The 14,080-nt window shown below is 59.7% G+C and carries 12 protein-coding genes; 6 read left to right on the top strand and 6 right to left on the bottom strand.

The genetic code is table 11. From position 1 onward, the window contains the following. Window positions 1–4: 4 nt before the first annotated feature. The 4 genes from preA to ACRZ9X_RS04615 form a co-directional block, all read right to left on the bottom strand. Window positions 5–1,309, bottom strand: coding sequence for an NAD-dependent dihydropyrimidine dehydrogenase subunit PreA (gene preA, locus ACRZ9X_RS04630; protein WP_480516269.1), 1,305 nt, complete (start codon window positions 1,307–1,309; stop codon window positions 5–7). 20 nt (window positions 1,310–1,329) lie between these two features. Beyond that, entirely contained in the window at window positions 1,330–2,166 is an 837-nt protein-coding gene (locus tag ACRZ9X_RS04625) for a methyltransferase domain-containing protein (protein ID WP_480516267.1), read from the bottom strand. A gap of 46 nt (window positions 2,167–2,212) precedes the next feature. Continuing rightward, a complete protein-coding gene (locus ACRZ9X_RS04620; RefSeq protein WP_480516265.1) occupies window positions 2,213–3,547 on the bottom strand; it encodes an NAD(P)-dependent oxidoreductase in 1,335 nt (444 codons plus the stop codon). A 159-nt stretch (window positions 3,548–3,706) separates the two neighbouring features. Further along, complete coding sequence (locus ACRZ9X_RS04615; RefSeq protein WP_480516263.1) at window positions 3,707–4,339, bottom strand: cupin domain-containing protein; 633 nt, start codon at window positions 4,337–4,339, stop codon at window positions 3,707–3,709. Between the two features lie 151 nt (window positions 4,340–4,490). Here ACRZ9X_RS04615 and ACRZ9X_RS04610 point away from each other — a divergent pair, with 151 nt between their 5' ends. From ACRZ9X_RS04610 to ACRZ9X_RS04600, 3 genes are all read left to right on the top strand, one after another. After that, entirely contained in the window at window positions 4,491–5,486 is a 996-nt protein-coding gene (locus ACRZ9X_RS04610) for a hypothetical protein (RefSeq protein WP_480516261.1), read from the top strand. Window positions 5,487–5,558: 72 nt separating this feature from the next. Further along, window positions 5,559–6,851 (top strand): O-acetylhomoserine aminocarboxypropyltransferase/cysteine synthase family protein, encoded by a 1,293-nt coding sequence (locus ACRZ9X_RS04605; RefSeq protein WP_480516259.1) that lies wholly within the window; start codon window positions 5,559–5,561, stop codon window positions 6,849–6,851. 4 nt (window positions 6,852–6,855) lie between these two features. Next, window positions 6,856–7,566 carry a GNAT family N-acetyltransferase gene (locus ACRZ9X_RS04600; RefSeq protein ID WP_480516257.1) on the top strand — a complete coding sequence of 237 codons (711 nt, stop codon included), beginning with the start codon at window positions 6,856–6,858 and terminating at the stop codon, window positions 7,564–7,566. Window positions 7,567–7,568: 2 nt separating this feature from the next. Here ACRZ9X_RS04600 and ACRZ9X_RS04595 read toward each other — a convergent pair whose 3' ends face one another. Continuing rightward, the gene (locus ACRZ9X_RS04595; protein ID WP_480516256.1) at window positions 7,569–8,264 is read right to left on the bottom strand and encodes an SIMPL domain-containing protein; all 696 of its coding nucleotides are present in this window, start codon (window positions 8,262–8,264) and stop codon (window positions 7,569–7,571) included. A gap of 164 nt (window positions 8,265–8,428) precedes the next feature. Between ACRZ9X_RS04595 and ACRZ9X_RS04590 the strand changes: the two genes are divergently transcribed. Next, on the top strand, window positions 8,429–10,420 hold the full coding sequence (locus ACRZ9X_RS04590) for a hypothetical protein (protein ID WP_480516254.1): 1,992 nt from the start codon (window positions 8,429–8,431) through the stop codon (window positions 10,418–10,420). A 44-nt stretch (window positions 10,421–10,464) separates the two neighbouring features. On the opposite strand, the gene hppD is transcribed toward ACRZ9X_RS04590, so the two are convergent. Next, window positions 10,465–11,562, bottom strand: coding sequence for a 4-hydroxyphenylpyruvate dioxygenase (hppD, locus tag ACRZ9X_RS04585; protein ID WP_480516252.1), 1,098 nt, complete (start codon window positions 11,560–11,562; stop codon window positions 10,465–10,467). A gap of 147 nt (window positions 11,563–11,709) precedes the next feature. Between hppD and ACRZ9X_RS04580 the strand changes: the two genes are divergently transcribed. After that, on the top strand, window positions 11,710–12,165 hold the full coding sequence (locus tag ACRZ9X_RS04580) for an Lrp/AsnC family transcriptional regulator (protein WP_170669588.1): 456 nt from the start codon (window positions 11,710–11,712) through the stop codon (window positions 12,163–12,165). Window positions 12,166–12,183: 18 nt separating this feature from the next. Then, entirely contained in the window at window positions 12,184–14,067 is a 1,884-nt protein-coding gene (locus ACRZ9X_RS04575) for a monovalent cation:proton antiporter-2 (CPA2) family protein (protein ID WP_480516249.1), read from the top strand. Window positions 14,068–14,080: the final 13 nt, after the last annotated feature.

The raw sequence follows: 14,080 nt of genomic DNA, 5'->3' as shown, positions 1-14,080 counted from the left end.
TCTCTCACTCCGCCGCTTTCGCCATCGGATTGTTCGGATGCGTTGTCCAGTTGGCATAGTCCGGCTGCACTTCCAAACCGGTGCGGGGGTCTATCGCGCCTGCCGCCATTGGCTCCATCGAAATACACCCATCCACCGGGCACACATCGACGCAGAGATTACAGGCAACACATTCATCGTCCATCACTTCGAACACGCGGTCGGCAGACATGGAGATGGCCTGATGGCTCGTATCCTCGCACGCGGCATAACAACGACCGCACTTGATGCACTGATCCTGATCGATCTTGGCCTTGGCCACATAGTTCAGGTTCAGATATTGCCAGTCCGTCACGTTGGGAACCGCCAAACCAACAATGTCTGACAGGTTTTCATAGCCCTTCTCATCCATCCATTCTGACAAACCGGCAGTCAACTCGTCGATGATCTTGAACCCATAGGTCATCGCAGCCGTACACACCTGCACCGTACCGCAGCCCAAGGCCATGAATTCCGCCGCATCGCGCCACGTGGTCACACCGCCAATGCCCGAAATCGGCAATCCATGCGTTGCCTGCGCCCGCGCAATCTCGGACACCATGGACAGCGCAATCGGCTTCACCGCCGGGCCGCAATAGCCACCGTGGCTGCCCTTGCCGTCAATCGACGGCTCGGGGCTGAACGTATCCAGATTGACGCTGGTGATCGAATTGATGGTGTTGATCAACGAGACGGCATCTGCACCGCCGTTCTTTGCCGCCTCGGCAGGCTTTCGGATATCGGTGATGTTGGGTGTCAGTTTCACGATGACCGGACGGTCATAATGAGTCTTGCACCAGCGCGTGACCATTTCGATATATTCAGGCACCTGACCCACGGCCGAGCCCATCCCCCGCTCGCTCATGCCATGCGGGCATCCGAAGTTCAGTTCAATCCCGTCAGCGCCGGTTTCCTTGACCCGGGACAGAATGGCTTTCCAGGCCTCCTCTTCACAGGGCACCATGATAGAGGCGATCAGCGCGCGATCCGGGTAATCCGCCTTTACGCGGGCCATTTCCTCAAGGTTCACCTCCAACGGCCGGTCGGTGATCAGTTCAATGTTGTTCAGACCCAGCAGTCGGCGATCTGCGCCATAAATCGCACCATAACGCGGCCCGTTCACATTCACGACCGGAGGCCCTTCGGACCCCAGCGTTTTCCAGACCACACCGCCCCATCCCGCCTCGAACGCGCGACGTACGTTGTATTCCTTATCCGTGGGTGGCGCCGACGCCAGCCAATAAGGGTTGGGGCTGGAAATTCCCAGAAAATCTGTGGTCAGGTTGGCCATGGGTACTCCTTCCCGGCGCGTCAGCCGGTTTTCTTGAAAATCATTTCCGTCGGACGGATGCGCCCGGCGTGCAGGTTTTGGACGTAGTTCTGGAATTTCTCGGGCGCGGTCTCACCCATCATCAGATGGATGCCCAAAGGCGCAGGGCTGGTTTCCGCAGTCTTGGCGAACACTTCTTCAAAAAAGGCCACCGCGAACTCTGTCCGGTCAGTCTCGGCAACCAACTCCAGGCCCGCCGCCGCGGCTGCGCTTTTGTAGACATCCGGGTTGTGCACAAAGGACGTCTCAGACTGCGTCGACCATGGCAGAGGAAAAACCAGCGCCTCGTCAACATCGCCACCCATCACGTCGAACAGGGCAAAGGTGCCGCCCGTTGCCAGAACACGCGAAACCTCTGCAAACAAGCCGGGCTTGTCAGCGATATTCATTCCGACATGCAGCATCACCGCAAGATCAAACCCCGCATCCGTCACCGGCATGTCCAGCGCGCTGCCGACATGAAAGGTCAGCTGATCCGACAACCCCACAAGTGCGCTCAGCGCCGCTGCGGTTTCGACAAATTCCGGGGTCAGATCAACGCCGGTGACCGTCGCATCATAGCGATCCGCGATATAGCGCGACGTCCCGCCAACACCACACCCGATATCAAGCACGCGGGTTGCATGGGTCGGCGACAATTGCGCAAACAGGTGATCGGTTGCCGCAACGCCGCCCGTGTGAAATTCATCCCCGGCCTTGAGATCCGCGACAGTGGCGGCATCCGGGTCGATGCCACTGGCTTGCAAGGCAAGGCGAACGCGCTCGGTCAAGGCACCTGTCGTATAATGCTGGGCGACGGCTTCTTCGATCCGGGACATGACTAGACCTCAGCTGAGATATATGGGGATTTGAGACCTCATCGTATCACGAAACCAGTGTTGCGTGGATGTCCATCGCGGCATCCCTGCCCTCGGCCACTGCAGTCACGGTCAAATCCTCACCGCCGGACGCACAATCGCCTCCGGCCCAAACACCTTGCATCGATGTCCGACCAGCCCCGCTGACTGCGATCTTGCTGCCGTCCAGCGTCAACCCCTCGGGCGCGCCGTCCAGCGTTTGCCCAATCGCCTTGAGAACCTGATCTGCAGGCAGCCGGATGGTTTCGCCGGTTCCGCGCAACTGTCCGTCATGGCTGGAGGTGTATTCCAGTTCAATCTCGGCGGCAGCCCCGTTGCCATGCACGGCCACCGGCTGCACGTTAGTCAGGATCCGAACCCCGTGCGAGGCCGCAAGGTCCTGCTCATACCGGCTGGCCCCCATTGCGTCGCGATCTCGCCGGTAGGCAATCGTGACATGTTCGGCCCCAAGCAGTCTGGACTTTACCGCCGCATCAATGGCCGTCATGCCACCGCCGATGACAACAACGTTGCGCCCGACCGGCAGATGCGCCAGGTCACCGGCCTGCCGGACATCCGAGATGAAATCGACCGCATTGCGCACGCCATCCTTATCCGCGCCCTGTGCCCGCAGCGCATTGACCCCGGCCAAGCCGATCGACAGAAACACTGCATCGTAAGACGCCAGCAACCCATCCAGCGAGATCGTTTCCCCCAGAACCGAGCCCGTCTCAATCGTGATGCCACCGATCTTCAACAGCCAGTCCACCTCAGCCTGCGCAAAATCATTTGTCGATTTATAGGCGGCAATACCGTATTCGTTCAGACCGCCGGGTTTGGGTCTGCTTTCATGAATGACAACGTCATGGCCCAGCATGGCAAGTCGATGCGCGCAGGCCAGACCCGCAGGCCCCGCCCCGACAACAGCAACCGTTTTGCCAGTGGCCGATGCGCGCGCGAAAGGATGCACCCCAGAGGCCATGACATCATCAGTGGCGAAACGCTGCAGACGACCGATCTCAACCGGTTTGCCCTCGGCCGCTTCACGCACGCAGGCCTCTTCGCACAAAGTTTCGGTCGGACAGACGCGGGCGCACATGCCGCCCAGAATGTTCTGTTCAAGGATGGTCTGGCCCGCCGCCTTGGGTTGACCGGCCTGTATCTGACGAATGAACAGCGGAATATCGATATCCGTCGGACAGGCCGTCACACATGGCGCGTCATAGCAGAAATAACAGCGGTCTGCGGCCACGGCGGCCTCATGCGGGGCCAGCGGCGGATGCAGATCGGTGAAATTCGAGGTCAGCTCATCGCTGGAAAGCCGCCCTGGGACAATCCCGGGTGCCATCTGGCCCTGTGCCATCACTCTACTCCCTGTAGATATGTTGTTATACGGTACAGCTTGGCACATTCTGATTTTTTATCAATTGGTAAAATTTGCCAAATGGTCAAAAAATCCAAAATCCGGACGGCAAGGCCCGGATTTCAACACATATCGCCTAATTCTGACGCTATTTCGGCCTCAGACCATCCCACCAAGATGCCCGGACTTGATCCAGACACGGGCACCGGCATCGCCGGCGGTTGCGGTCGAGCTTGTTCCGGGTGGCAACCGCAGCCAGTCCCATTCACCAAAATGCTCTTGCCCTTCGGTGAACGATCCGCTGATCACAAAGACCTCGATCCCTTTCGATGCGTCCAGCTCGATACCTTCGCCTGCCGCCCAGTCCTGCACCTGCACGTCCTCATACGTGTCACGGTACAATTGCACATTGCCCGCACCATTGATTGACCGGCGCACCTCTGTCCGGTCATCCGGATCGAACTGGTGCAGTTTGACCAGGATGGTCGCACCTTCGCTGGCTGACGGTGTATGTGAAGACGTCGGAGGGTTTCGCACATAACTACCCACCGGGAAGTCACCGGTTTCATCCTGAAAAACCCCATCAAGCACCAGATATTCCTCGCCACCATCATGGGTGTGGGCCGCAAATGCGCTTCCCGGCGCAAATCGAACTATGGTTGTGGCCCGCGCCACCTCAGCTCCGATCCGGTCCAGCATCTTACGCTCGACCCCGGCTGACGGCGATGCCACCCAATCCGTCTCATTGAAATGAACCGCGACGCGCTGGCTGAAATCTGCATTGACCCGCATATGCACTCTCCTGACCGTTAGCTGAGATATTAGATGGGATGGTCCGTGCATTTTTCAAACCGCAGGTTGTATCCGGTTTTGACGACCATCCTACGTTCCTGTAGTTCGATGGAAACCAAGCTTAAATCCGGCCCGTCCAGAAAGCACCCGAATGCAGGCACACCCGGCAAAATTCAATATCCTCATCATCGGGCAGAACAACCGGCTGCAGTACGAGGCTTTGCTGTTCGCCGCCTCATTGCGTCATTCGTCGCCCAAATTCGCCGGTCGGGTCTTTGTCGGGGTCCCGCAGGCCGGTCCATTGTGGTCGCAAAACCCGGCCATCCAAAACCCGGACGTGTTGACCGCGCTGCACCAGTTGGACGCCGAGATCCTTCCGTTCCAGTCCGAGGTGTTTGGCGAGAGCTACCCGTTCGGCAACAAGATCGAAGCGCTGCGCGCCTTGCCCGAAGGCGAGCCCTTTGTGTTCTTCGACAGCGACACGCTGATCACCGGAGAGTTGGCTGATGTGCCATTTGACTTTGACCGTCCCGGCGCGTCGCTGAAGGTTGAAGGAACCTGGCCGCGCCCCACGCTGTATGGGCCGGGGTATGACGGCATCTGGCGCGCGCTCTATGGCAGGTTCGGGCTGGATTTCGAAAGCTCACTGGACCGCAGGCAGCCGGAGAACTACTGGCGCAGGTATCTGTATTTCAATGCAGGCTATTTCTTCTACCGTTGCCCGCACGCGTTCGGCGCACGGTTTCTGGACTATGCCCGCACCATCCGCGACGAGGATATTCCGGAACTGACCGGGCAGGTTCTGGACCCTTGGCTGGACCAGATCGCCCTGCCCCTTGCCGTTCACGCGCTTGGCGGTGGGCGCGATGCACTGCCGCCCGGCTTGCTGGACGGCTCGGTCAGTTGTCACTATCGCCTGTTTCCCCTTCTTTATGCGCGCGAAAGCGATCATGTGGTCGATGTGCTGCAAACGGTCACCACGCCAAACAAGGTCAAGAAAGTGCTGAAAGGCTATGACCCGATCAAAAAGCTGGTGATTCAGGGAAAGGGCGCGAAAATCCGGGCTCTGTTTGATCGCGAGAACCTGCCCGGACGCGAACAGGTCATTCGAAAACAGATCAAGGCAAAGGGCCTCTGGCTTCGTTGACGTCCCCGTTGTGCGCGGGCTTTCAATGCCCTAGACATTTTGCAAAACCCATACCAACAGGAGAATTCTTAGATGTCAGACGGCCCAACCTACGGTTTCGACACGCTGCAAATCCACGCCGGGGCCCGCCCCGATCCGGCGACAGGCGCGCGCCAGACCCCGATTTATCAAACCACCGCTTATGTCTTCCGCGATGCCGAACACGCCGCCGCCTTGTTCAATCTGCAAGAGGTCGGCTTTATCTATTCCCGCCTGACCAACCCGACCGTTGCCGTGCTGCAGGAACGTGTGGCGACACTTGAGGGCGGTGTTGGCGCGGTCTGTTGTTCTTCGGGTCATGCGGCGCAGATCATGGCGCTGTTCACGCTGATGGGACCGGGATGCAACGTGGTGGCCTCGACCCGTCTGTATGGCGGCACGGTCACGCAGTTCAGCCAGACCATCAAACGCTTTGGCTGGTCTGCCAAATTTGTCGATACCGATGATCTGGACGCCGTCAAGGACGCCATTGACGAAAACACCCGCGCCGTGTTCTGCGAATCCATCGCCAACCCCGGCGGCTATGTCACCGACATCCGTTCGCTGGCGGATGTGGCCGACGCAGCAGGCATTCCGCTGATCGTCGACAACACCTCGGCCACGCCCTACCTGTGCCGCCCGATCGAACACGGTGCCACTCTTGTTGTGCACTCGACCACCAAATACCTGACCGGCAACGGCACCGTCACCGGCGGCTGCATTGTGGATTCGGGCAAGTTCGACTGGTCGGCGAACGACAAGTTCCCCTCGCTCAGCGAACCGGAACCAGCCTATCACGGCCTGAAATTCCACGAGACCTTCGGCCCGCTGGCTTTCACCTTCCACAGCATCGCCATCGGCCTGCGCGATCTGGGCATGACGATGAACCCGCAAGCGGCGCATTACACGTTGATGGGGATCGAAACCCTGTCGCTGCGGATGGAGCGCCATGTCGAAAACGCCCAGAAGATCGCCGCGTGGTTAGAGGCGGATGACCGCGTGGACTACGTGACATATGCGGGCCTGCCCTCGTCCCCCTATCACGACCGGGTCAAGGCGCAGTACAAGAAGGGCGCAGGCGCGCTGTTCACCTTTGCGGTCAAAGGCGGCTATGACGCCTGCGTCAAGCTGGTGAATGCGCTGGAGATTTTCAGCCATGTGGCCAACCTTGGCGATGCGCGGTCGCTGATCATCCACTCGGCTTCGACCACCCACCGTCAGTTGACCCCCGAACAGCAAAAAGCGGCCGGGGCCGGTCCGGGTGTCGTGCGTGTGTCCATCGGGATCGAAGACGCGGACGATCTGATTGCTGATCTGGATCAGGCCCTGTCCAAGGCGACGGCCTGAGGCCATGGCCGGGCATGACACCAACGATCTGGGTCAACCCATCGGACGACCGGTGTCGGGCGCATTCCCACGCCCGACACCGCCCTACACACCGATGGAAGGCCGGTATTGCTCGGTTGTGCCTCTTGACGTGAACCGGCATGCGCCCGGATTGTACCGGGCGTTTGCCAACGATGCCGAGGGGCGAAACTGGACCTACCTGCCTTACGGACCGTTCAGGCGCGAGCAGGAATTCTTTGACTGGGCGCAGTCCCACTGCATGGATGCGGACCCGATATTCCACACGGTTCTGGATGCGCAGCACATTCCGGTCGGGATGGCCTCGTACCTTCGGATCGATGCTGCAGCGGGTGCCATCGAGGTCGGGCATATCCACTTTTCGCCCCTGCTGCAGCGCAAGCCGCCCTCGACCGAGACCATGTATCTGATGATGCGCCGGGTATTCGACGAGTTGGGGTATCGTCGCTATGAATGGAAATGCGACGCGCTGAATGCACCTTCCCGAAGTGCCGCAGAGCGGCTGGGCTTTACCTTCGAGGGCATCTTCCGGCAGGCCACTCATTACAAGGGCCGCAACCGGGACACGGCGTGGTTTTCGATCATCGATAGCGAATGGCCGCGTATCCGGGATGCGTTCGAAGCCTGGCTTGACCCCGCGAACTTCGATGACGCGGGCCAACAACGTCAGTCGTTGCAAGCCCGCGCCCACATCTGATCCTATTCGGCGATTTCGAACACCATCGAGATATTGACGGATACTGAAATTTCGCCCGCGGCGACGGGCACCACTCCGGCGTCGGCCAGACTCATTTCGCGCATTTGCGCCACCGGGCGCACACCACCCCCCTGATCGTTGATCGACACGATCTGGCCCAAGGTTATCCCGGCGGCTTCTGCCAGTTGCTCGGCCTTGGCCTTGGCGTCTGCCACGGCTTGAGCGCGGGCCTCGGCCTCAAGCGGTTTGGGATCCTGCACGCCAAAGCTCAACCCGCCAAAGTCATTGGCCCCGTCCTGAATGACGGCATCCATGATGGCGCCCAGATCGTCCAGCGCGCGCACGCGCACAAAGACCCGGTTCGAGGCCGTGAACCCGGTGATCTCGGGGGGCTCGTTGCTTTGCCCTGTTCGTCCGGACCAGACCGGAGACAGGGACAGATCGCGGGTCTGAACGTCGCGCGCGTCCAAACCCATCTCATCCAGACGCTGCAGAATCTGCGTCACCGCATCAGACGTGGCCTGCATCGCAACCGAGGCCTGCGCATCCTGATTGGTGACGCCTAGGGTGATCGTTGCCATGTCGGGTGCGGACAGGGCCGTGCCCGCGCCGCTGACGGTAATGCGACGTTCTTCCGCAGCGGCAGGCATCGCTGCGACGGCGGCCGTCATGGCGGCCAGAAAAGCGAGTGTCTTCAAGGTGATCCCTCCTGTTGACTTGCACCATAGATGGGCGTTTGCCGCCCGACATAACAAGAGGGTCACACGGCTTTTTCTTTCCCTCGGCGGGATCCTGCTCTAATCTCGTTGGGCGGGCGCAAGAGCGTTTGCACTGAAGCTGACAATTATGGTTCATCCGGATTATGAAACCCGCCTTTGCGCTGTCATTTTCTGAAAACGGCATTTCCCTGCATCACTGGTCCGATGGTGACTGGTATTGCATCGGCACCGTTGCATTGACCGAAACGGACCTGGCCGCTGATATGCAAGCCCTGCGCGATCAGGGCTTCGCGCTGAAACATGACCTGAGCTGCCGGCTGATCATTCCGCCGGACCAGGTGCGAATTCTGACCGTCGATGTGGCTGAACTGACACCTGAGGCCAGAGAACAAGCCATTCGGGACATATTGGCCGGGGCCACTCCCTATGACTTGGACGATCTGGCTTATACCTTATCAGCGGACGATCAGGCTACGCAGGTTGCTGCGGTCGCCAAATCAACCCTGATCGAGGCCAGCGAGTTCGCCCGGACATATGGGTTCGTGCCTGAACGGTTCTGCCTATGCGCCACCGAGTTGGGGGCATTGACAGACCCGCAGTTTGAACTGACCGCCGAGATGACGCCCTTTGTCGCAGAACCGTCGGACGAGCCCCAAGACGCTGTGAAAGACGACGCCGACCAGGATGCCCCTCTGGTGCATCAGATCGCGCAAGCCGCCGATCCTGAGGCGTTTCGCTCGGTCCAGTCGGAAAGCACCCCAACGCGCGTGTTTTCGGGCAAGCGAGGGCGCTTGCTGGTGCCGGTTGTGGCGGCCTCTGTCCTGTTCGGGATGGTGCTGGGGGTCTGGTCGCTGCGTCCGTCTCAGCCTCAGGACAGCGGTGTCCCTGCTGAACGCACCAATGCAACCGTAACACCTCCTCAGCCACGGGTCGAAGTGGCAGACGCGCCGACGCTTCCCGAGGCCCCTTCCGCCAACCAGACGAACACGGTGCCACAGTCCGAGCCACCCGCGCCCGAAGTCGCGGCGCTGCCCGCCAAACCGCAAGAGCCGACGGCCGAGGACTCGCCACCCCTTTCGCCCACGGATGAGGCTATTCTGGAGGCGTTAACCAGTGACCCCATTCTCGAAGCGCTGAATGTCGCGCCCAAACCGGTCGAACTTATCTCGCCGGATGTCAGCAACGACCCTGTATTTCGCGACTTTACCGGCACAGTACCACGCGCCCCGGCAGCCTTGTCCCCGCCAGCGGTCAGGGGGTTGGGCGACATCTATCTCAGCTCGGTCGACCGATCGGATTTATCGCAGGATGCGGTCGCTCTGCCCGGTTTTGACAGCCTGACCACGGATGCACCGGTCGAGGTCGTGGCCCTGCCCGGTCAGGCCGGTCAGCGATTTGAACTGGATGAACGGGGTCTTGTGTCTCCGAGCCGGGACGGAACGCTGAACCCCGACGGCATCATGGTCTACCTCGGACGCCCGTCATCGGTGCCACCGGAACCTCCGGTCCGGTTCGAGGCCGATCCGACCGAAGCCGAATCCGAGGCCGACACCCGATTGGCAGGCTTTCGCCCTCGGCCGCGCCCCGCCAATCTGGTCGATCAATTCGAACGTGACCAACTGGGGGGGCGGTCGCGCGAAGAACTGGCCGTCATCCGCCCCAAGCTGCGCCCCGAGGGTTTGGAAGTGCCGCCCGAAGTGGACCATACCCCAACGGCGCTGGCCGTCGTTCGGGTTCCGCGCCCCAAGCCCAGATCGCCCAACATCGCCGCGCTGGTCGCACAAAAACCGGGTGACGCCAAGGCGCCGCTGGGCTCGACGGCCAATGTCACGGCCAAAAGCGACGAGGCCGGTTCGTTCCAGCCCAAAACGGTCAAACCCAAAATCCCGACAACGGCTTCGGTTGCGCGACAGGCCACGATCGACAATGCGATCAATCTGCGCAAACTCAACCTGATCGGGGTTTATGGTACAACCGCCAATCGCCGGGCATTGGTGCGGTTGCCCAGCGGGCGTTACAGAAAACTGAAAATCGGGGATCGCATCGACGGCGGCAACGTTATCGCCATCGGCGACAGCGAGTTGCGGTACCAAAAAGGCGGCCGCAACGTGACGCTCAAAATACCCAGCGGATAACACCGGGCCACCCTTGGCCCAGTGTCATATTGCCTTGGCTCAGATTATGCGGCGGAGATTTCCCCAGCCTCGATCTGCTCGCGTTCGATGGATTCGAACAGCGCTTTGAAATTTCCTTCGCCGAACCCGTCATCGCCCTTGCGCTGAATGAACTCAAAGAAGATCGGGCCAATAACGGTTTTCGAGAAGATCTGCAGCAAAATCTTGGTTTCGCCGCCGTCCACGACGCCTTCGCCGTCAATCAGGATACCGTGTTTCATCATCCGGTCCTTGGGCTCATCATGGCCGGTCACACGATCATAGGAGAGATCATAATAGGTCTCGTTCGGGCCGGGCATGAACTTCAGACCCTTTTCCGCGATCGCATCTGTCGAAGCGTAGATGTCGTCGCTGCCCACCGCGATGTGCTGGATGCCTTCACCTTTATACTTTTTCAAGTAGGACACGATCTGCCCGGTCTCGCCCCGATCTTCGTTGATCGGAATGCGAATGCGACCACAGGGTGAGGTCAGCGCGCGGCTGTAAAGCCCGGTGAACTTGCCCTGGATATCGAAGAACCGGATTTCGCGGAAATTGAACAGATCACCGTAGAATTTGAACCACTTGTCCATGTTGCCCTTGAACACGTTATGGGTCAGGTGGTCGAGGTAATAGAACCCGTCACCGCCCGGCTTGGATTGTTTCAGCCACTCGAATTCTTCGTTGTAGGGCGATGTGTCGTAATACTGATCAATGAAATAGATCAGCGAACCGCCGATTCCTTTGATGGCAGGCACGCCCATGGTCTTGTCGGCTGCGTCATACGGCTCGGCCCCTTTGGCAATCGCGTGTTCATAGGCCTTTTGCGCATCCACAACGCGCCAGCCCATCGACGGGGCGCAAGGGCCGTGTTCGTCCACGAATTTCGCGGCATAGCTGTCAGGGTCCGCGTTCAGGATGTAGGTGACATCGCCTTGCTGCCACAGTTCGACCGACGGTGTGTTGCGGTGATATCCGACATATTCGAACCCCATGCGGGCAAACAGGTCGCGAAGCTCCTGCGGTTCGGGATGCGCGAATTCGACGAACTCGAAACCATCCGTACCAGCGGGGTTTTCTTCGGTGATGACAGATTTGGGGGCATTGTGCGGGAAAGGACCCATTGCGCGTCTCCGTGGTAAACAGGAAATTTATTGCTGATTCAAAAATAAGCCTTAATACGCGCTGTTTCTGCGCATTGTTTTCGTGTAAACTGTGAGGAAGCGCGCAAAGACCGCGCAAAAAGGGCAGAATCCGAGGAATAGCCGCACATGCTGGATGCGACAGACACGCGACTGCTGTCAGCTTTGCAGAAAGATGCCCATCTGACGGCGCACCAATTGGGCGAGATGCTGAACCTGTCCGCCAGTCAGGCGGGTCGCCGCCGACAGCGGCTTGAGGCCGAGGGCTATATCACCGGATACACCGCCCGTCTGGACCCGCTGAAGCTTGGGCTGCAAGTGCAGGGGTTCATTCAGGTGCATCTGGGCACTCATGGCCCGGATCAATCCGCCAGCTTTGCCCGCATGGTCAACACCCGCCCCGAAATCAGCAGCGCCTGGACGATGACCGGCGAGGCAGATTATCTGCTTCACGTCTATTGTGACGACTTATCCGCACTCAACAGCTTGCTTCACGAAGTGATCCTGCCGCATCCTGCGGTTGCGCGGGTCCAAAGCCAGATTGTCATGGACCAGCTTAAACGCGATGCGCCATTGCCGACCTAGAGGCTCAGGGAAAAGACAATGAACGAATTCCTTTATCAGGCATCGATTTATCTGGCTGCGGCCGTGATCGCCGTGCCCCTGTCGGCGCGCCTTGGGCTGGGCTCGGTTCTGGGGTATCTGGCAGCCGGTCTTGTGATCGGCCCGATCCTTGGGTTGGTCGGCGCCGAGACCGAGAGCCTGCAGCATGTAGCCGAGTTCGGTGTGGTCATGATGCTGTTCCTGATCGGGCTGGAGCTGGAGCCCCGCGCCCTTTGGGACATGCGCGACAAGCTGCTGGGCTTGGGCGGATTGCAGGTGGGTGTGTCGACGCTGGTGATTGCAGCGGTGACCTTCTACGCGGGCCATCAGTGGTCCATAGCGCTGGCGGTGGGACTGACACTGTCATTGTCCTCGACAGCGATTGTGCTGCAGACCCTGTCCGAGAAAGGGCTGATGCAGACCAACGGCGGTCGGGCCACGTTTTCCGTTCTGCTGACGCAGGATATCGCGGTCATCCCCATTCTGGCCTTGCTGCCATTGCTGGCTCTTCCGCCGATGGCAACACTTCAGAATGATGGCTCGATCTCCCGTGGCGGCGAGGCGGCGCATGGCGCAGATCATCACCACACCCTGTCCCTTGTCGAAGGGCTTCCCGGGTGGGCGGTGACACTGGTCACCATCGGTGTCATCGCCTTTGTGATACTGGCCGGTATCTACCTGACACGCCCGCTGTTCCGCTTCATCCACGCCACGCGCCTGCGCGAGATGTATACCGCGCTGGCCTTGATGATCGTGGTGGGCATTTCCTTCCTGATGACGCTGGTCGGACTGTCGCCCGCTCTGGGCGCGTTTCTGGCGGGCGTTGTTCTGGCCAGCTCGGAATTCCGGCATGAGATGGAAAGCGACCTTGAGCCGTTCAAGGGCCTGTTGCTGGGTCTGTTCTTCATCACGGTCGGAGCAGGCATCAACGTCGCTTATTTCTTCAACGATCCGTTTGACCTGATCGGGCTGGCGTTGCTGGTGATCCTTGTCAAAGGCATCATCCTGTTTGCGGTCGGGCGCGCCTTCAAACTGCACAAACGCGACCACTGGCTGTTTACGCTTGGTCTTGCCCAGGCCGGTGAATTCGGGTTTGTTCTGCTGGCCTTTTCGACGCAACAGAATGTCATCCCGCCGGACCTGTCGCAAAAGCTGCTGATGATCATCGCCTTGACGATGCTGATCACCCCGCTGTTGTTCATCATCTATGATCTGATCAACCGGTTTCTGGGCGACAGCAATCCGCAGGTCGAACCCGATACGATCGACGAGAAAGGGCCTGTCATCATCGCGGGAATTGGCAGGTTTGGCCAGATCGTCAACCGACTGGTGCGTGCCAGCGGGTTCAAAACAGTGGTTCTGGACCATGATATCGAAACGATCCAGCTGATGCGGCGATTTGGGGTCAAGGGCTTTCTGGGTGATCCCACCCGCCCCGAACTGCTGCGGGCGGCGGGGCTGGAAAAGGCGTCAGTTCTGGTTGCGGCGATGGACGATTTTAAACAGGTCACCCGATTGGTCAGCTATGCGCGCCGCCAACGGCCCGACCTGCACATCATCGCCCGTGCGCGCGACCGCAACCACGTTTACGAGCTCTATCAGGCCGGTGCCAATGACATCGTGCGCGAGATGTTCGACGGTTCACTGCGGGCCGGGCGCTATGTGCTGGAGAACATAGGGCTCAGCGAATACGAGGCGGCGCAGGCCGAGCAGACCTTTTACCACCACGATCGTATGTCTGTCCGGGAACTGGCCGAGCTGTGGATACCTGGCATGGCAACCGCCGAGAACAAGAAATACATCGAACGGTCGCGGCAACTGGACAAAGACCTTGAAACCGCGTTGCTGGAATTGGCCGAAGAACACGAGAAACAGCGCGCCTGACCAAACCCCTCCG

This window comes from Ruegeria sp. AL1, from assembly GCF_056540905.1.
Note: the sequence above shows the minus strand (reverse complement) of the source record. Positions and strands in the feature narration are given on the sequence as shown.